Genomic DNA, 18,959 nt, shown 5'->3' with positions numbered 1-18,959 from the left:
TCATTTCTTTTTGTGTCATGTTGAATATCTCCTCTCTCATGTATGACATTATATCAGAATAATTTCAATATGACATTATCACAGAATAACAACAGAGATTTAAAAATATTGTTTGACTTTTTGAGTTATTTATTTTATAATATAAGCGTTGCAGAAAGAGTGGGAAATATGCGCACCCGTAGCTCAGGAGGATAGAGCACCGGTTTCCTAAACCGGGTGTCGGGGGTTCAAATCCCTCCGGGTGTACCAGCAAAGGCCGGAAAATCAAGCTTTCCGGCCTTTGATATTTTGACTGAAATTTTAAACGTGGCGTTTTTACAAACATTTTGCATATGATAAATAATAATTTTAAGCTTAAAAAGACACATCGATTCCCAGTTTTTCTGTTGTTCTTTCGTTATTATCTATTGTCATATTGTTTCATAAATGATAAAAAATATTGCTATGCAAGAATAAATTTGGTATCATTTAAATAGGGATTTTACGGGGGATTTTATTCTGCCTGGGGTAAAAAGATACTATTTTTTGAAGGTATGCGAATTAAATTATAGAAAAAAGAGTATGTTGCAACTCTGTATGTTGTTAAATAGCTGAACTTCTCATCAATCTATCGCCTAAAATAAGCAAGGGGATTGGGGAATATGAATATTTTAATGCTTTTTGTAATCGGCTGCATTTCGGGTTTTGTTTTATTTGCTAAGGTTTGCCTTGTAAATAATGATAAACCCCTTGAAAGAAAATACAGAGTTTCAGTTATAATTCCAGCTCGGAATGAGGAAAAAAATTTGCCTTTTTTGCTTGAATCGCTAAAAAAGCAAACTTACAAGCCGGATGAGGTCATTGTGGTTGACGATTTTTCCTCGGATAGAACAGGGGAGATTGCCAGACAATATGGCGTCAAATTGATACAAAATGCTCAGCTTCCGGATGGCTGGACGGGGAAAAACTGGGCTGTCTGGAATGGCTTTTTAAATTCCAGCGGAGATCTCCTAATATTCCTTGATGCCGATGTGCGATTGGCTCCACATGCTTTAGAAGCTCTCATTAAAACGAGAGAAAGGTATGGTGGGGCTATTTCTGTTGTTCCCTATCACAGGCCCGAAAAATTTTATGAAAAACTTTCGCTTATACCATATCTTCTAGGGGTGTTTGCTTTTACTTCGCCGTTTGAGAGGAAAAGTTCGGTGAAAAGCTTGTATGGATCCTGTATTGTGGTGACCAGAGAGGATTATAAAAAAATCAATGGTCACTATGGTGTCAGGCATGAAGTCATGGATGATATGACCCTTGGTAAGAGATTTTCAGAGGCTGGCATCAATGTAGAGAACTTCATAGGTTACGACCTTGTCTCTTTTAGGATGTATCCCAACGGCATAAAAAACGAAATAGAGGGGTTTAGCAAGAGCGCTGTATTGGGAATGGTCAATCTTAGCCGTTCTACTGTGGCATTGATTGCGCTGTGGTTTATAGGTATTTTTTTGTCTGGGTTTATGACTCCTTTTCTACTGGTGGCAAGACATCCGTGGATGTGGCCTTTTTTGTTAGGATATATCATTTATACCCTTCAGATTACATACTTTTTGAAATACACAGGAGCTTATGGTAAAATTATGCCTGTGGTGCATTTTTTGTCGCTGGCGTTTTTCATATTGATAATGGTTTATTCCATGTATCAGGTTTCGTTCAAGGGGTGCGTGTATTGGAAAGGGAGGCAGATTGAAGTTAGAACCAGGAGGGACCTATGACTGTATTTTACTTTATTATAGAGTTTTTGTGTGGGTCGCTCATGTTTTCATACTGGCTTGGCCTTGCAGCTAAGAAGGATTTAACAAAGGTGGGGGATGGCAATCCCGGAGCATTTAATTTATGGTTGGCTGCAGGGTTTAAGCTGGGGTTGCTGGGAGTGTTGTTGGACTTCATGAAGGGTTATTTTCCGCTTGTGGTATTGATACAGCGCGAGATGATCAGAGATTTATCTATAACAACGGTTGCATTTGCTCCGATTTTGGGGCACGCCTTTTCCCCTTTTCTTAGAGGAAGAGGCGGCAAAGCGATAGCTGTAACCTTTGGAGTATGGAGCGCCGTCACTCAATTTAAAGTTTCTCTGGTTTATGCGGTCATTCTTGCGGTCCTTTATGTCATTGCAAGGATGGTATACAAAGGTGAGAATACACCCACCGAAACCGATGGTTTTATGGTAGTGTTTGGCATGTGGATGCTAGGGCTCTATCTCTTTTTCAGGGCTTTCCCTTATTACCTTCTGTTGTTATGGCTGGAGAATTCCCTTCTTATCACGTATAAAAACAAAGGAAAACTGCAGGTCTTTTTTAAGGATGTATACAGCAAATATTGGAACCGTGATACCACCATTGGCATGTGAAATTTTAAACAGACCTTCTACAAGGTGAGTTTTTAAAAAATCATTATTTAGAATGAGATAATTTAATATAATTGAGGCAAACCACGTATAATCCGTATTGGCCGTTTTTGACATTGGGAACAAAAGTATTAAAATTTTATCCTAGGTTTATTAGCACTCGTAATTGCTGAGTGCTGATAAAAAATTTGGCGTTATCACGCAAAGCAAGCCCTTAAGCAGCCATCTTAAGGTACCAAACAGTTTTGGGCAAGCCAATTTTAAGGCATTTTAACAGGCATTCATGGTGTTCAAGTCCAATGAAAATAGTTTGATGCTTAAATTTATACAAATAAATTTTCAAAAGTCGTATTGCTTTCTTCGAATTGTTTGATTTTAAATCAACAATTTTGAAGGAGGGATGCGACTTATGAAGGCATTGTTTCTTGTGGGAGGGATGGGGACAAGGCTGAGACCTTTGACCAATAAAATTCCAAAGCCGATGGTTCCTATCATGGGCAAACCGCTACTTGAGAGAAGCATACTCAACCTGAAAAACGTAGGCATAGATGAAGTGGTGTTGAGCACATGTTACAGGGCTCAATATATTCAAAGGCATTTTGGCGATGGAGAAAGGTTTGGAATGAAAATTCATCATGTTAAAGAGGATATACCGCTGGGGACAGGTGGAGCAATAAAAAATGCTGAGGAGTACTTTGATGATACTTTCCTCATATTCAATTCGGATATTTTAAGTGATATAGATTTAAGGGAGCTTATAAAATATCACAGGGAGAAGGCAGCTGATGTTACCATTGCCGTGACACAGGTGGATAATCCATCCATGTACGGGGTTATAGAATACGACGAGAATGATTACGCCATTTCGTTTAAGGAAAAGCCTCAGCCTCATGAGATAACTTCTAATTTCATAAATGCTGGTGTGTATGTATTTGAGCCAAAGGTGTTGGAGGAGATTCCGGCAGGCCGTGCGGTATCGGTTGAAAGGGAAGTATTTCCTCAGCTCCTCGAAAAAGGCTATAAGATTGCGGTGTATAAGGGGTGTTCTTACTGGATAGATATAGGTACGCCTGAAAAGTATCTGCAGGCCCATATTGATATAATGGCAGGTAAATGCAGGGTAAGTGGTCTGGACTTATCCGGTAAAGGGATATACAAAGGACAGGGCTCCGACATACATAGTTCGGTGAAGATACAGGGGCCCGTGTATATAGGCGCCAATGTAAAGATTGAAGAAAATGCATCGATAGGCCCCAACGCCATTATAGGGAATAACGTGCACATAGGCAGAGGGGCAAAGATTGTGGGAAGCGTTATATGGGATGATGTGGTGGTAGAGAATGGAGCCAAGCTGGTCAATACCATTGTAGCGTCCAATTGCAGGATAAAACAGGGATGTGAGCACTACAGGACGGTGTACGCCGAGGAAGACAGCCGTACCATGGCGATATAGTTTTTTGCAAAGAACTCATGGTGATTGTTGAATAAAGGGAATGCCAACTTTTTGTTTTGCAAAATTTTTAAGAAAGGAGTGATGAATGGTGGTGCTCAATAGAGCCAGGAACGTCGTGTTTTTGAGCACTTATCCGCCCAGGGAATGTGGGCTGGCCACATTCACTCAGGACCTGGTAAACGAGCTGGATGAGATAAAGCTTATAAATAAACCCAGGGTTATTGCCATAAGCAACGGGGATTATCGATACGATGAGAGGATCATCATGGAGATCTGGCAATATGATAGAGACAGCTATGTGAAAGCTGCCAAGGAGCTAAACGAGACCGATACAGAACTTGTGGTCATCGAGCATGAATACGGAATATTCGGTGGCGATTGGGGAGATTACATCTTGGATTTTATAGACAATTTGCATATACCCTTTATCACCACTTTGCATACCGTTCTTCTTGAGCCTTCTGATAAACAAAAGGAGATTATAAAGGTTCTGGGGGAAAAGAGCTGTAGGGTTGTCACTATGGCAAACAACACCGTAAAGATTTTAACCAGTGTGTATGGAATAGATCCCAGCAAGATCGAGGTTATACATCACGGCGTACCCTATAAGGTTGTAGAACCAAGAGAAAAGCTCAAGGAGAGATACGGCTTTAAAGGAAGACAGATAATCAGCACATTTGGGCTTATAAGCCCGGGTAAGGGTTTGGAGTATGGTATAGAAGCTATAGCAGAGGTGGCTAAAAAGCACCGCGAGGTGCTGTACCTCATACTGGGGCAGACACATCCCTGCGTGAAAAAGGAATATGGTGAAAGTTACAGGGAGAAGCTAGAAGAATTGGTGGAACGTTTGGGCGTGGAAGAAAACGTGCGGTTTGTAAATAAATACCTTACGAAGGATGAAATCATACAATATTTACAGCTTTCGGATATATACATGACGCCTTACCTTGGCAGGGATCAAGCGGTAAGCGGTACACTGGCCTATGCAGTGGGATATGGCAAGGTGATAGTCTCTACGCCATATCCGTATGCTAAAGAGATGCTGGCAGACGGCAGGGGCATGCTGGCCGAGTTTGCGGACTCCAAGTCGCTGGCAAGGTGCATCAATTATATACTGGAGCACCCGGAGGTGAAGAGCGAGATGGAGAAAAGGACCATGGCTCTTGGTAGGACGATGATGTGGAAGAATGTTGCCAATCAATATGCTCGGCTGTTCATAAAGACTATCGAGGAAACTCAGTTGAAAGGGGATACGCTGGTAGGATGATGCTGTACGATTTAGGTAAAATGAAGAACGAGCAGCATATCTTCCGTATGACCGATGACACGGGGATGCTGCAGCATGCAAAATACGGAGTACCAGATCCTACCAAGGGCTATACCACCGATGACAATGCAAGAGCGCTGATCATGGCGGTACTCCTTTATGAGCAGAGGCCGGTAAAGAGATACGAAACTCTTCTTTACAGATATACCAGCTTTTTGCTCAATGCACAGAATGAAGATGGTTGGTTTAGGAATTTCATGGGTTATGACAGGCGGTTTATTGAAGAAAGGGGTTCTGAAGACTGTTTTGGGAGATGCTTATGGGCGCTGGGGTTTACCATATCCAATGAACATGTACCGGTAAACATAAGGCGTGTTGCAAAATACATTGTGGACAGAGCGCTTCCCAATTGTAATAAGTTGTTTTCTCTCAGAGGCAAGGCCTATTCGATTATAGGGCTGGGCTTTTTAGATGGCGACCAGGCCAAAGTAATAATAAGGGATCTGGCTACCTCCCTGGCGGAGGAATATTATAAGCACTGTAGGGAGGACTGGAAGTGGTTTGAAGACGTGCTTACTTACAGCAATGCTGTATTGCCGTGGGCTATGCTGGTGGCTTTTCAGGCAACCGGCGAACAACGCTTTAGGGATATAGGATTGGAAAGCCTGAGCTTTTTAGAGAAACATACATTCAACAAGGGTTATTTTAAGCCAATAGGCTGTCATGGCTGGTTTGAAAAAGGAGACAAGGCAGCCGAGTTTGATGAACAGCCAATAGAGGCCTGTGAAACGCTGCTGGCTTATCTTAAGGCATATGAGATCACGGAGGAAGATGGTTATCTTGAGAAAGCAAAAAAATGTTACAGGTGGTATATGGGCTATAACTCTAAAGGTGTTAGCCTTATCGATCCAGAGACGGGTGGATGCTATGATGGCATCACAAAAGATGGTGTAAATCTAAATCAAGGTGCAGAAAGCCTTATATCTTATTATATCTCTATCCTGAGCATGGAAAGGTTTTGCAGCAGTTCGGCTGAAAAGTATTATTACCTTTCTAAATGGGCATAAATTTGATAATGAAAACACCTGGCAACTCTGCCAGGTGAAATTTATTAAAACCAGACCACGAACTTGTAAAGGCATTTGCTATTGGTCACGATGGGAGTGATGTCAGTGGGCAAATGTCTTTTGAGCATCGACTGGGATTATTTTATCTGTTCTAAAGCAAAGGGATACTTGTATATTGAAAATTCCAAAAATGTGTTTGATGTGTGGTATAAGCGCTATTTTATGCTTAAAAAGGCAGGGGAAAGACCTAGAGAGTTTATACAGTCTGTCCCCCGAGATAAGGGATTTCTGGGAGAAAATTAGACGAAAATTCATAATCAAACCCAGCGTAAAAGTTTATATCTCTGATTCTCATGTTCTCTCTTATAACATTGCTCGGGATATCGGATGTACCAGTGTTTACCTGTTTGATGCCCATGCCGACCTGGGGTATGGGGGACTGGCTTCTTTAAACTTTGAGTTGAACTGTGCCAACTGGCTGGGTAAGCTTTTGAAAGATGAGATTGTTAAAAAAGCGAGCATCATATACAGCCCTTATACTGCTGAAAAGCCACAAGATTTTAAGGGAATCAATGCCGCTTACAATGTGGAGTATATCACCTGGGAAAGCATTCCTGAAGGTATAGAAGTGGCTGCAATTCACATATGCAGGTCGGGAGCCTGGACCCCTCCATGGTATGATGCCAAATTCTTGAAATTCGTCCGAGATTCAGGGTTATCTAATTTAGAGTTCATAGATTTTATGCTGAGGAAATGGGATATTAGGAATATAAGCCTGTCGCAACAGATCAACTATATGCTGGCATGAAATATTTAGTTTAACTACCCTACTGCAGGAGGTTTTTGTTTCTGCATTTAAATGAAAAATGAGTCCACTATTGCATTAAGCTGGCAGTGTATACTACAATTAGTATTAAGGAGGTATTAAGGAGGCTTGTTTTAGGCATATTGTTTCAATCATATCACTGCAATAGTTTGCTAGTTAAATGGTTTCCCAGGGGCACAAGATAGGAGGGGGATGGATAAAATGGAAGCGCTATTTCCAAGGACAAATGTAGGCGGTGTATCGCTGTCTAGGATGATCATTGGCACCAATTGGATTCTGGGATATAGCCATACCAGTTTAGCTGCCGATAATCTGATCAGGCATAAAAACAGCTCGCCGCAGGTTATAGCTGACATGCTTGAAGTATTTCTTGAGGCAGGCGTGGATACCATTATGGGGCCGTTTGTTGACAATCCTCATCTTGTGGAAGCTGTAAGGCTTGCTGAAGATCGCACAGGCAAAGGAATGATAATAATCGATACGCCAATAATCAATGTGGATGACAATGCAGAGGCACGTAAGGAAGCCGAGAGGGTGATTGCAAACAGCAAAAAACTGGGTGCCACCTTATGCCTTCCGCACCATACTTCGGTGGAGCAGCTGGTCAACAAAAACAAAAAGACCATCGAAAGGCTACCGGATTACCTTAAGATGATACGAGATCATGGCATGATACCCGGGCTTTCCTGCCACATGCCCGAGCTCGTTATCTACTCTGACCTTAACGGATATGATGTGGAGACTTACATCCAGATTTACAACTGTATAGGTTTTTTGATGCAGGTGGAGATTGAATACATACACAAGGTGATATGGAATGCTAAAAAACCGGTTATAACCATAAAACCCATGGCGGCCGGGCGTGCAAGTCCTTTTGTAGGGTTAACTTTTGTATGGCACACGATTCGTCCTTGTGATATGGTAACGGTGGGCTGTTTGACGCCCGATGAGGCTGCCGAGGATATAGAGATATCGCTGGCGGCGCTACAAGGACGTCCGCCTGAGTTAAAGGGCCGCAGTAGTCCCAAAAAGACCGAGATAATGAGGGATTGATTGCGATTTGGAATGCGTGAATCGCGTTACGAAAAAGAATTTTGAGTTTTGATTTCTCATAAAACCTCGAACTAAGAGGTGCTTAATAGTTTACTTTTTACGTTAGGAAGATGGGCAGGGCGCATTAAAATCCTGCCCTTTTCTTCTATTTTATTTTGACTTTTAGGACTTGTGCATACAAGTGATACGGTGGTATAATGATACTGGAAGTCGATAACTTTTTAAAGGGGAGGGTAACTTTGTATGATGAACATTCCGGAGGTAAAACTGGGGATTGTAGCGGTAAGCAGGGACTGCTTCCCGGTACAGCTCAGCCAGTCAAGGAGAAAAGCAGTAGTTGAAGCCTGTCGTCAAAAAGGCATTGCCATTACCGAGATTCAAACAGTGGTGGAAAACGAGAAGGATGTACTTAAAGCTTTAGATGAGCTTAAAGCGGCCAATGTGAATGCGCTGGTTGTGTACCTGGGTAACTTCGGGCCTGAAGGGCCAGAGACCATGCTGGCGCAGAAGTTTGCCGGCCCTTCCATGTTTGTGGCTGCAGCTGAGGAGACCGAGAACAACTTGATTGATGGACGTGGGGATGCATACTGTGGAATGCTTAACGCTTCATATAACTTGGGACTGCGCAAACTCAATCCATATATTCCCGAATATCCCGTTGGCACGCCCGATGAAGTTGCAGATATGATTATGGAATTTGTGGATATTGCAAGGGTGATACTGGGCCTGTCAAAGCTTAAAATTTTCACTTTTGGTCCAAGGCCCCAGGACTTCTTTGCCTGCAATGCTCCCATCAAGCCGCTGTACGATTTAGGCATTGAAATCATGGAAAATTCTGAGCTTGACCTATTTGAATCTTTTAACCTGCATGCAAACGACCCCAGGATACCATCGGTCATCAAGGACATGGAGCAAGAACTGGGGGAAGGCAACAAGTTCCCTGGCATTCTTCCCAAGCTGGCGCAGTACGAGCTTACCTTGCTGGACTGGATGGAAAAGCACATCGGAGCGTCGGAGTATGCCATATTTGCCAACAAGTGCTGGCCTGCATTCCAAACCCAGTTTGGCTTTGTGCCGTGCTATGTGAACTCCAGATTGGCTTCCCGCGGCATTCCGGTGGCATGCGAAGTGGATATATACGGCGCTTTGAGTGAGTACATCATTACGTGTGCTACTGGTATGCCAGCAACCCTTCTTGACATAAACAATACCGTTCCCAGGGACATGTATGAAAACAACAGGGATAAGTTTGGCGATTACAAGCTAAGCGACCTGTTTATGGGGTTCCATTGTGGCAATACGCCCAAGTGCCATTTGAAAGATGGAGCAATGAAATATCAGCTTATCATGCACAGGCTCCTGGAGCCGGATAAGGAACCGGATATAACCAGGGGTACCCTGGAGGGAACCATAAAACCAGGGAACATCACGTTGTTCAGGTTGCAGGGTACGGCTGATTGCAAGCTGAGGAGCTATGTGGCAGAAGGCGAGGTTATAGACGTTGATCCCAAATCATTCGGCGGCATCGGGGTATTTGCTGTAAAGGAGATGGCTAGATTCTACAGGTATGTCTTGATTGCCAAGAGGTATCCGCATCACACCGGCGTTGCCTTCAAACATGTAGGCAAGATACTGTTTGCGGCCATGAAGATGCTGGGCATCGAGGAAGTGGACTTCAACCAGCCGGCCAATATGCTGTACAAGGATGAGAATCCATTCAAATAAAATAAATGATGGAGCAGGTGTAGCACTTTGTTTAAAGATAACCAAAAGCCCAAGTATCAGCGCTTAAAGGAATATATAATAGAGACGATACAGCAAAAGCAGTTGAAATTTGGTGACAGGATTTTTTCAGAGAATGAGCTGGCAGAGAAATTTAACATCAGCAGGCACACCGTGAGGCAGGCAATTGGAGAGCTGGTAAACGAAGGATGGCTTTATAGAATACACGGCAAAGGCACGTTTGTGGGTAATGGCCCCTGTGAAAGGTGGGAGAAGATGCACACCATAGGGGTCATTACCACCTACCTCAATGATTATATATTTCCAGCTATCATTCGGGGGATTAACAGCGTATTGCTGGGGCACGGATACAACCTGCTGCTAAGCTGCACATATAATCAGCATCAAATGGAGCGTTTATGCCTTGAAAACTTGAAAAATCACCGCATTGCAGGATTGATAGTCGAGCCCACCAAAAGCGCTTTACCCAACCCCAATCTGGATTTGTACCAGGAGTTAAAGCAAAAGAATATTCCCATCCTGTTTATCCATGGTTGTTATGAGGATTTTGATTGTTCTTATGTGGTAGAGGATGACGTCTGGGCCGGCTACATAGCTACCAGACACCTGATTGAACTGGGGCACACCAGAATTGGTGGCGTGTTTAAGAAAGACGATATTCAGGGGCATTATAGGTTTGCCGGGTTTAAAAAGGCCCATGAAGAGGCTGGACTTGAGGTTCTGCCTTCAAAGATTTTATGGTTTGATACAGAACAAGCGATAAACTTTGAAAGCTGTATAATGGAGTGTCTTATTAGTTTGCTTCCGCAATGTTCTGGCATTGTGTGCTACAATGATCAGATGGCCATTAAGGTACTGGATGTTTTGAGACGAATGAACCTGAGCGTTCCTGATGACATTTCTCTCGTTAGCTTTGACGATTCGCAGCTTGCTGTGGCTTCCGAGGTTAAGCTCACCACAGTTGCGCATCCCCAGGAAAGATTAGGCCAACAGGCAGCAATAGCCATGATCAATATGATTGAAGGCAGGCAAAAGCGCTATAGCATAAAAATGCGGCCAGAGCTGGTTATAAGGGGAAGCGCTAAAAAAATAAACCAGAGGGAGGAGATATGAACATGGGCAAGAAGTATACGATAGGAGTGGATTTTGGGACCCAGTCCGGGCGGGCAGTATTGGTGGAGGTGGACACCGGCAGGGAAGTGGCCACCGCTGTCAAGGAATATCCCCATGGCGTCATGGATGAATACCTGCCCGATGGGAAGACAAAGCTGGAGCCCGATTGGGCGCTTCAGCATCCTCAGGATTATCTTGATGTGCTGGCTGAGACCATCCCAGCGGTGCTTAAAGAAGCAGGGGTGTCCAACGAAGATGTAATTGGGATAGGGATTGATTTTACCGCATGCACTATGCTCCCCATCGATAAGGACGGGACTCCGCTGTGCTTTTATGAAGAGTATAAGTCACATCCCCATGCGTATGTTAAGCTTTGGAAGCATCATGCGGCACAGGATGAAGCCAACAGGTTGAACCAGATTGCCGCCGAAAGAGGCGAAGAGTTTTTGCAGAGGTATGGCGGCAAAATCTCCTCCGAGTGGTTATTTCCCAAGATATGGCAGATACTAAATGAGGCACCAGAGATATATGAGAGGGCTGCTAAATTCATCGAAGCGGCTGACTGGATAGTGCTTCAGCTGACCGGCCAGGAAAAGCGTAACAGCTGTACCGCGGGTTATAAAGCCATATGGCACAAGAGAAAAGGGTATCCATCTAAGGATTTCTTCAGAGCTTTGGATCCCAGGCTTGAGAACGTGGTAGATGAGAAGCTCAGCAGGGATATATATCCAATAGGCACCAAAGCCGGTGAGATAACCGAGAAAGCTGCACGCTTAACAGGACTTAAGCCAGGTACGGCCGTCGCCGTAGGCAATGTGGATGCTCATGTAGCGGTACCTGCTGTTGGCATTACCGAGGAAGGAAAGATGCTGATGATCATGGGGACTTCCACATGCCATATGCTGCTCGGCAAGGAAGAAAAGATGGTACCCGGCATCTGTGGCGTTGTGGAAGATGGGATTATCCCGGGCTATATGGGCTATGAAGCCGGGCAGTCGTGTGTAGGGGATCATTTTGAATGGTTTGTCAAGAACTGCGTACCGCCTGCATATGTTCAGGAGGCCAAGGAAATGGGCATAAGCATTTATCGGCTGCTGGCGGAGAAGGCGCAAAAGCTGGCGGTAGGCGAGAGTGGATTGGTGGCACTTGACTGGTGGAACGGTAATCGCTCTGTGCTGGTGGATGTGGACCTTACGGGAGTGATTGTGGGATGCACACTTCTTACAAAGCCCGAAGAGATATACAGGGCGCTCATAGAGGCCACTGCTTACGGAACCAGGATGATCATCGAGACATTTGAAGAGCACGGCATTCCCATCTATGAGCTTTATGCCGCTGGTGGAATTGCAGAGAAAGACCCATTTATGATGCAGATATATGCCGATGTGACCAATAGGGAGATAAGGATATCGGGTTCTCCTCAGGCGCCTGCTCTTGGCTCTGCGATGTTTGGCGCGGTGGCGGCAGGGAAAGAACGAGGCGGCTATGACTCCATAGTAGAGGCGGCAAAAGTGATGGCAAAGGTAAAGGATACGGTATACAGGCCCATACCCGAGAACGTAAAGATGTATGATAGGCTCTATGCTGAATACAAGATTTTGCACGATTATTTCGGCAGAGGAGCCAATGACGTCATGAAGCGGCTCAAGGAGATCAAAAGGCAGGCTACTGCTGCTAAATAAAATGTGGTGTTTAATTCGTGCACTGGAGGGCTGAAATGAGGGTGAACTATAAGGGCTTGGACAGTCTAAGCAACGTGGCAATAGTATCTGATTTTGATGGGACTATTACTGATATTGATACAAACGATTTGATTTATTTTACCTTTGGAGGGCAGCCTAGTTATGAGATTGAGAAGTTAATTGCCCAGGGCAAGTTGGGCGTCAAGGAAGGCGCCCTCCAACATTTTAAAAGAATCCATCTTACTGAACAGGAATTTTTGAGCTTCATATTTCAAAATGCCCGCTTGGATGAAGGTTTTAAGGACTTTTGTAAATTATTAAGCGAAAAAGGCATTCCGCTTATCGTAGTAAGTGGAGGCTATGTCAACACCATTTCAAGTTTTTTTGAAAAAGAAGGTATCGATAGCACCAATATAAAGATTTATGCCAACCGTTTGAAGTTTAATGGGCGCCATATAGAAGCCGTGTTTTTCGATGAAAGTGATGAATGTGAGAGCGGATTGGGCCCTTGTGGAAACTGCAAATTGAGGCGCTTGAGGGAGCTTAAGGCACAGTACCAGACTATAATTTTCATCGGCGATGGAACGACTGATAGATGTGCGGCCCGTGAGGCGGATATAGTGTTTGCAAAAGGCCGCTTAAGGGATTACTGTGCAGCACAAGGGGTTCCGTATGTACCGTTTGATAGCTTCCATGATATTATACATTTCTTGCAATATTTTCTTACAATATGCAAATGAACCGTTAAAATATGATGGCGTTACGCTCTTGTGGTAATGGTTAATAAATCCGTATGATCTTGCAAGATTGCAGTTGTGTGAGTGGTGAGCATATAAGTCGCTTTTCCGGTTTCTGCAAGGCCGTGTGCCTGTAGATGAGGGCAATGAGGATATAAAAAATGGGGGGTTAGGCATGTTTAATTTACGTTATGGTCTGGCCGATGAGAGTCACAAGCAATGCTATGGGGTTGACGACATAGGATGGAACCCAGAGGTTTTTACGAGGCATACAATTTCGATGGTCGCCGCTAAAAGGGATTGGGCGGCTTTTCAGGTGTTGCTTCAATCTGATGAGGAGTTTACGGTGACGGTTGGGGATGCTCCGGCGTTTTCGCCCAGAGGGCCTTTGACCAATGTGAGGCTTGAAGCCGCTGTATCGGAATGTCCTCAATGGCCTGTAAAGATGAATATTGTCGGTTTTGTCGAAGATGATGACAGGTTGATGAAGGCCGATATATTGCTCAATGATGAGACCGTTCATGTCGAGCCTAAAAAGGTGCAGCCCGTATGGATTGAGGTTGATGTACCCGAAGATGCAAAACCTGGTATATACCAGGGCGAGGTTAAATTGTTTACTCATACCATGTTTGAAGATGAAAAGCAGATGGGCACATTGAAATTTGAGCTGGAAGTCAAAGACGTATTAATGCCCAAGCCATCAGAGTATAAGTTTTATTTGGACCTTTGGCAGCACCCTTCTAATATTGCCCGAAAACATGAAGTGCATCTCTGGAGCGATGCACATTTCAAGGTACTGGAAGAATATATAAAAACCCTTGGAGATTTGGGCCAAAAGGCTATAACGGTCATTGCCTCAGAGATTCCCTGGTCGGGACAGCGGTGTTTTAAAGTGACCAACTACTTATCTGACCTTTTTGAATACAGCATGGTCAGGGTGATAAAGGATAGGTATGGGCAATTTAAGTATGATTTTTCAATAATGCAGCGTTATATAGAGCTGTGTTTTAAGTATGGTATAGACAAAGAGATAGAGGTATTTGGTCTGGTCAATATCTGGGTATCTCCAGAGGACGGATATGGAGGGATTGCCCCAGATTATCCGGATGCCATTAGGATACGCTATTTTGATGAAGCGGATGGATGTTATAAATATATGAAGTCGGCAGAAGAAATTAAAGGATACATAAAAGCCCTGGAGCAATTCTTTGTCGAAAAGGGATGGATAGATAAAGTCAGAATTGTGGCTGATGAGCCTGCGGATGTTGGATTGTACAGGCAAAGGATAAACCTCTTAAAGGAGATCGCACCCGCATTTAAGTATAAGGCCGCAATTAATCATGCGGAATTTATTGGAGAGTTTAGAAACGAGATACATGATTTTGTTCCGGCACTTCGCTGTGTGTGTGATCAATGGGAGCTTATAAATGAGTTAAAAGGAAACGTAAAAGGCAGGCTTATGTGGTATGTATGCTGCAATCCGCTTTATCCAAACACCTTTATCAGCTCACCCCTCCTGGAAAGCCGTTTAATAGGCATTTTGACGGCATACATGGATCTTGATGGGTTTTTGAGGTGGAACTATACGGTATGGCCAGAGAAGCCCAGGGAGAGGATTTCCTATCGCTTTCCCCACTGGAAGGCAGGCGATACCAATTTTGTCTATCCTGCAAATGATGGGCGTCCTCTTCTTACTTTAAGATACAAGAACCTAAAGAGGGGCATTGAGGATTTTGAGCTGATCAATATGGTAAAAAGGCTGTATCCTGAGCCAAGTAAGAAGCTGGAAGAGGTATGGGACAGGCTTCTGTTTACCCGCAATGTTAAGGACTTTGATCCGTCTGGAGGCAAGAAGCCGGAGGAGTTGTATAGCTTGAATTATGAGGATTATAAATATGTGAAAGCGCTGCTACTTGACCTCATAACCAGGGCTTGACCTGCATTTTGTTAAAAGGGATGATGGCTTTGGCAAGCAGGCGTATATACTGCGATAAAACTGAATTGGTGCTTGTGGTGGTGGGTAAGAATAGGGTCAGCACCGTAAACCTACGATATGACGAAATTGTGAGTATCAGATTTCAAAGATGTAAGGAGATCAGGTTCTTTTGGCCGGTATCTTCAGAACGTATTGTAATTACGACGCGGAAGTCTGACAAACCTTTTATTTATACGAAATATAGGGAGAAGAAGTTTTTTAATGAATATAAGCAGGAGCTTGCTAAATTTGCCAAAGAAAACAACGTTACCTTTTACAATGAGCTGTAAAGTATGTAGTTGGGCTATGGAAATGATATAGTATCGAGCGAGATAATATAAAAGTGTGTGGAATTGGTTCAGAATTGATTGTAATATTATTTGTGAATTCTTAAAATGGCGTTTGCTTAAGGTATACAAATAAAGAAATAGCAAAGCTTGTTATAAGGTAACGTGGTTTGGGGGGGTATCAATGACGCCAAAGGAAAGAGCAGAGGCTGCTTTAACCTTAAAGGTGCCTGATATGGTGCCGACTTTTGAGTTGGAGTTTCAGCTTGAAGAGGAGATGTTTGGGCGAAAGTTCATCACAGAGGACCTCACCAGGGAAGGTCTGGCCAAACTATCGTGGAAGGAAAAGGAGAAGAGGATATACCAGCTTGCCGAATACATGGTAGAGGTATACAGTACCCTTGAATACTCTAGTATACCGGGTTTTGTATTGGGGGATGCGACGGAGTTTTGGAACGAAGGAGGACCTCTTCCCGAAGAGACTAAACTGCTTATCAAATACTTGCGGGAGCTTGTAGGGGATAATTACATGATTCATTATCATGGCGATGGCACATTTGCAATACCAGATGGCAATGAGATGTATGAGTTTGCCTATGCTATTGCGGATAACCGTGAGGCTGTTAAAGAAAAAGCTGCGAAAATGGCTGAAACGGCTATTAAAAGGAATAGGCGGCTGGCTGAAGCGGGGGTGGACTGCCTAATTCTATGCTCTGATTACTGCTATAATAGTGGTCCGTTTCTCTCACCTGCCATGTTTGAGGAGTTCATCCAGCCTTATCTTTACAAGATCATCGATGAAGCGCGTAAATTAGGCTTGTACACTATTAAACACACCGATGGAAATATAATGCCTATACTTGACCAGCTAGTTGAGTGTAGGCCGCACGCACTTCATTCTTTGGACCCACAGGCAGGGGTAGATATTAAAGTAGTGAAGGAGCTCGTAGGGGATAAGGTCTGTCTGTGTGGCAACGTAAATTGTGCCCTCATGCAAACCGGTACTGACGAGGAAGTTATACAGAGCGCGGAATACGCCCTCACTTATGGTAAGCCGGGTGGAGGATATATTTTCTGCACCAGCAATGTTCCTTTCAAGGGATTGCCGCCGGAGAGGTATAAGTTAATCCTGGATGTATGGAGAAGAATGAGGGAATATTGAGATGAATGAGGGTTTGGAAAATGTTGATTCATAAGATTGTGTGGCAAGGGGGGAAGTTATGGGTAAAGCGCTGTACCCGCCTGCCTTCCGTCAACTCTCTATGAGGGAAATCCGTCCTGAAGGGTGGCTGCTAAATCAGCTTAAAATACAGGCCAATGGACTATCAGGTAATCTGGATAAGTTTTGGCCCGATATAAAGGCTAGTCAATGGATTGGTGGTTGTGCAGAAGGCTGGGAACGCCTCCCCTACTGGCTTGATGGTTTTATACCGCTGGCTTGGCTACTTGATGATGAGGATATGAAGGCTCGTGCATGCCGCTATATGGATATTATAATATCCAATCAGGCTCCAGATGGGTGGATTTGTCCTGAAAAGGAAAGGGGTAAAGGACGGGCACAGTATGACCTATGGGCCATGTTTTTGATATTGAAAGTGCTAGTACTTTACCATGATGCTGCAGGCGATCAACGCGTTGAAGAAGTGGTGCGTAAAGCTTTATTGGCTTTAGACAGGCACATTGATCGAACCACATTGTTTGGCTGGGCTCATATGCGCTGGTTTGAAAGCCTTATTTCTATATGGTGGTTATATGAGCGCACTGGTGAGGCATGGCTGTTGGACCTTGCTGCAAAACTCTACGCCCAGGGATTTGATTGGATAGAATTTTTCAAGCGCTGGCCATATAAAAAACCAGATGAAAAATGGCGCTGGAGTTTCATGAGCCATGTGGTGAATAACGCCATGATGCTCAAATCAGGGGCATTGCTGTGGCGATTGACAGGCTTGAGCGAGCATCTCAATAGCGCTGAGTATATGGTAAGCCTGTTGGATGAGCATCACGGAATGGTGACCGGGGTATTCACTGGTGACGAGTGTTTGGCCGGTACAAGCCCTGTGCAGGGTACTGAGTTGTGCGCAGTGGTTGAATATATGTATTCTTTGGAGCATCTTCTGGCAATTACTGGGCGTTCTCATTGGGGTGATCGCCTTGAGAAGATTGCATACAATGCGCTGCCCGCAACCTTTAGCCCTGATATGTGGACACACCAGTATGACCAGCAGGTCAACCAGGTGGAATGCAGCCGGCAAGAAAATCCTATCTTTAGAACCAATGGCGGAGAGTCAAACCTGTTTGGGCTAGAGCCCAATTACGGATGCTGTACTGCAAATTTAAGCCCAGGCTGGCCCAAGCTAGCTCTTTCCACTTTTATGCGCAGTCCTGATGGTTTGGTGGCTGCGGTTTATGCTCCCTCTACAGTGAATACGAATATCAATGGTGTTCAGGTGACGGTTACTCTTAAGACAGATTATCCCTTCCGTGATACCTTGAATTTTATTGTAAATGTTGATCGAGAAGTGGAGTTTGCGTTGGATTTAAGAATACCTGTATGGGCAGAAAAGCCAGAACTTAAGATGGGTGGCTTTTCGCTGGTGCTTCCAAGCGGTGGTTTTTATCGTGTGAATCGAAGGTAGTGTGGAGAGACGTCCTTTACTCTTCGGCTTCCTATGGAACCTTGTATCGTTGCACGGCCTAGTGGGCTTTATGCTATTACGCGGGGCCCTCTTGTTTATTCGCTGCTCATTGGCGAGCGATGGGTGAGAGTAAATGAGGATGTACCAGGTAGAGAATTCCCCCACTGTGATTATGAGGTGTATCCTACAACTCCATGGAATTACGGTTTGTGCATTGATAAGGACAATATTAAGAAGGATATTGTATTCGAAGAACGGCCTTTAGGTGACTGTCCTTTTTCACCTCAAGGGGCACCTGTAATAGCTCGCACAAAAGGTAGAAAAATCGATTGGGGAATGGAAAACGGCGCTGCATTACCATACCCAAGGATGACATGGGTTTCTGATGAGGTGGAGGATATCATATTGATTCCTTATGGATGCACAAATCTTAGGGTTACTGAAATGCCTCTGGTACGATAATCTTTGTTGGCCATCTTGGAGCCGGGGACTGTGTATGTAGGCCTGTTTTAATGATTTTATGTTTTAACAGGATGTAGAAGTTTATATAAAAAAATGCTATAATAATACAATGCTATAATAATACAATGCTGTTGCTAATCCATAAGTTAAGTCCATATAATTGTGTAAAAAGGGGTTGAGCCACCCCCACCCCTCTGGTTAGAATTAAAATGTAAAAACCAAAACTAACTGGAGGGATGAGAAATGGCTCAATACAATATTACCATTGATTCTGAAATTTT

The 18,959-nt window shown here is 43.9% G+C and carries 16 protein-coding genes and 1 tRNA gene; all 17 read left to right on the top strand.

Going from position 1 to position 18,959, the window contains the following annotated elements:
* Positions 1-172 precede the first annotated feature (172 nt).
* The 17 genes from BM241_RS10205 (at position 173) to BM241_RS10125 (ending at position 18,678) form a co-directional block, all read left to right on the top strand.
* Positions 173-249 (top strand) — tRNA-Arg (locus BM241_RS10205).
* 392 nt (positions 250-641) lie between these two features.
* Positions 642-1,745 (top strand): glycosyltransferase family 2 protein, encoded by a 1,104-nt coding sequence (locus BM241_RS10200; protein ID WP_092282700.1) that lies wholly within the window; start codon positions 642-644, stop codon positions 1,743-1,745.
* Positions 1,742-2,380, top strand: coding sequence for a glycerol-3-phosphate acyltransferase (locus BM241_RS10195; protein WP_025748510.1), 639 nt, complete (start codon positions 1,742-1,744; stop codon positions 2,378-2,380). Before BM241_RS10200 ends, BM241_RS10195 begins: the two co-directional genes overlap by 4 nt.
* Before the next feature lie 406 nt (positions 2,381-2,786).
* On the top strand, positions 2,787-3,830 hold the full coding sequence (locus tag BM241_RS10190) for a nucleotidyltransferase family protein (RefSeq protein WP_092282699.1): 1,044 nt from the start codon (positions 2,787-2,789) through the stop codon (positions 3,828-3,830).
* Positions 3,831-3,918: 88 nt separating this feature from the next.
* A complete protein-coding gene (locus BM241_RS10185) occupies positions 3,919-5,097 on the top strand; it encodes a glycosyltransferase family 4 protein (protein ID WP_092282701.1) in 1,179 nt (392 codons plus the stop codon).
* Positions 5,094-6,164 (top strand): glycosyltransferase, encoded by a 1,071-nt coding sequence (locus BM241_RS10180; RefSeq protein WP_177206153.1) that lies wholly within the window; start codon positions 5,094-5,096, stop codon positions 6,162-6,164. Before BM241_RS10185 ends, BM241_RS10180 begins: the two co-directional genes overlap by 4 nt.
* Positions 6,165-6,339: 175 nt before the next feature.
* On the top strand, positions 6,340-6,972 hold the full coding sequence (locus tag BM241_RS10175) for an arginase (protein ID WP_242948374.1): 633 nt from the start codon (positions 6,340-6,342) through the stop codon (positions 6,970-6,972).
* Between the two features lie 219 nt (positions 6,973-7,191).
* Entirely contained in the window at positions 7,192-8,043 is an 852-nt protein-coding gene (locus BM241_RS10170; protein ID WP_092282698.1) for a hypothetical protein, read from the top strand.
* A gap of 243 nt (positions 8,044-8,286) precedes the next feature.
* Complete coding sequence (locus tag BM241_RS10165; protein WP_092282697.1) at positions 8,287-9,768, top strand: L-fucose/L-arabinose isomerase family protein; 1,482 nt, start codon at positions 8,287-8,289, stop codon at positions 9,766-9,768.
* A 27-nt stretch (positions 9,769-9,795) separates the two neighbouring features.
* Positions 9,796-10,899 (top strand): GntR family transcriptional regulator, encoded by a 1,104-nt coding sequence (locus BM241_RS10160; protein WP_092282696.1) that lies wholly within the window; start codon positions 9,796-9,798, stop codon positions 10,897-10,899.
* A gap of 2 nt (positions 10,900-10,901) precedes the next feature.
* Positions 10,902-12,581, top strand: coding sequence for a ribulokinase (gene araB / locus BM241_RS10155; RefSeq protein WP_092282695.1), 1,680 nt, complete (start codon positions 10,902-10,904; stop codon positions 12,579-12,581).
* A 35-nt stretch (positions 12,582-12,616) separates the two neighbouring features.
* Entirely contained in the window at positions 12,617-13,321 is a 705-nt protein-coding gene (locus BM241_RS10150; RefSeq protein ID WP_025748502.1) for an MtnX-like HAD-IB family phosphatase, read from the top strand.
* Positions 13,322-13,493: 172 nt separating this feature from the next.
* Entirely contained in the window at positions 13,494-15,254 is a 1,761-nt protein-coding gene (locus BM241_RS10145; RefSeq protein WP_092282694.1) for a DUF4091 domain-containing protein, read from the top strand.
* Between the two features lie 29 nt (positions 15,255-15,283).
* Positions 15,284-15,583, top strand: a complete 300-nt coding sequence (locus BM241_RS10140) for a hypothetical protein (RefSeq protein WP_143094087.1) — start codon at positions 15,284-15,286, stop codon at positions 15,581-15,583.
* Between the two features lie 181 nt (positions 15,584-15,764).
* Entirely contained in the window at positions 15,765-16,742 is a 978-nt protein-coding gene (locus BM241_RS10135) for a uroporphyrinogen decarboxylase family protein (protein WP_092282692.1), read from the top strand.
* Between the two features lie 58 nt (positions 16,743-16,800).
* Positions 16,801-18,216, top strand: a complete 1,416-nt coding sequence (locus BM241_RS10130; RefSeq protein WP_092282691.1) for a beta-L-arabinofuranosidase domain-containing protein — start codon at positions 16,801-16,803, stop codon at positions 18,214-18,216.
* A gap of 123 nt (positions 18,217-18,339) precedes the next feature.
* Entirely contained in the window at positions 18,340-18,678 is a 339-nt protein-coding gene (locus tag BM241_RS10125) for a hypothetical protein (RefSeq protein WP_143094086.1), read from the top strand.
* Positions 18,679-18,959: the final 281 nt, after the last annotated feature.

Origin of the sequence: Caldicoprobacter faecalis (assembly GCF_900115765.1) — a bacterium.
Lineage (GTDB): Bacteria > Bacillota > Clostridia > Caldicoprobacterales > Caldicoprobacteraceae > Caldicoprobacter > Caldicoprobacter oshimai.
The sequence above is the reverse complement of the archived record's forward strand: the minus strand, read 5'-3'. Positions and strand labels throughout refer to the sequence as shown.

What these genes read in the sequence shown, in the direction of transcription:
- BM241_RS10145 (WP_092282694.1), top strand. Translation starts at nt 13,494, where the DNA reads ATGTTTAATTTACGTTATGGTCTGGCCGATGAGAGTCACAAGCAATGC.
- BM241_RS10165 (WP_092282697.1), top strand. Translation starts at nt 8,287, where the DNA reads ATGATGAACATTCCGGAGGTAAAACTGGGGATTGTAGCGGTAAGCAGG.
- BM241_RS10150 (WP_025748502.1), top strand. Translation starts at nt 12,617, where the DNA reads ATGAGGGTGAACTATAAGGGCTTGGACAGTCTAAGCAACGTGGCAATA.
- BM241_RS10190 (WP_092282699.1), top strand. Translation starts at nt 2,787, where the DNA reads ATGAAGGCATTGTTTCTTGTGGGAGGGATGGGGACAAGGCTGAGACCT.
- BM241_RS10200 (WP_092282700.1), top strand. Translation starts at nt 642, where the DNA reads ATGAATATTTTAATGCTTTTTGTAATCGGCTGCATTTCGGGTTTTGTT.
- araB (WP_092282695.1), top strand. Translation starts at nt 10,902, where the DNA reads ATGGGCAAGAAGTATACGATAGGAGTGGATTTTGGGACCCAGTCCGGG.
- BM241_RS10135 (WP_092282692.1), top strand. Translation starts at nt 15,765, where the DNA reads ATGACGCCAAAGGAAAGAGCAGAGGCTGCTTTAACCTTAAAGGTGCCT.
- BM241_RS10180 (WP_177206153.1), top strand. Translation starts at nt 5,094, where the DNA reads ATGATGCTGTACGATTTAGGTAAAATGAAGAACGAGCAGCATATCTTC.
- BM241_RS10195 (WP_025748510.1), top strand. Translation starts at nt 1,742, where the DNA reads ATGACTGTATTTTACTTTATTATAGAGTTTTTGTGTGGGTCGCTCATG.
- BM241_RS10130 (WP_092282691.1), top strand. Translation starts at nt 16,801, where the DNA reads ATGGGTAAAGCGCTGTACCCGCCTGCCTTCCGTCAACTCTCTATGAGG.
- BM241_RS10170 (WP_092282698.1), top strand. Translation starts at nt 7,192, where the DNA reads ATGGAAGCGCTATTTCCAAGGACAAATGTAGGCGGTGTATCGCTGTCT.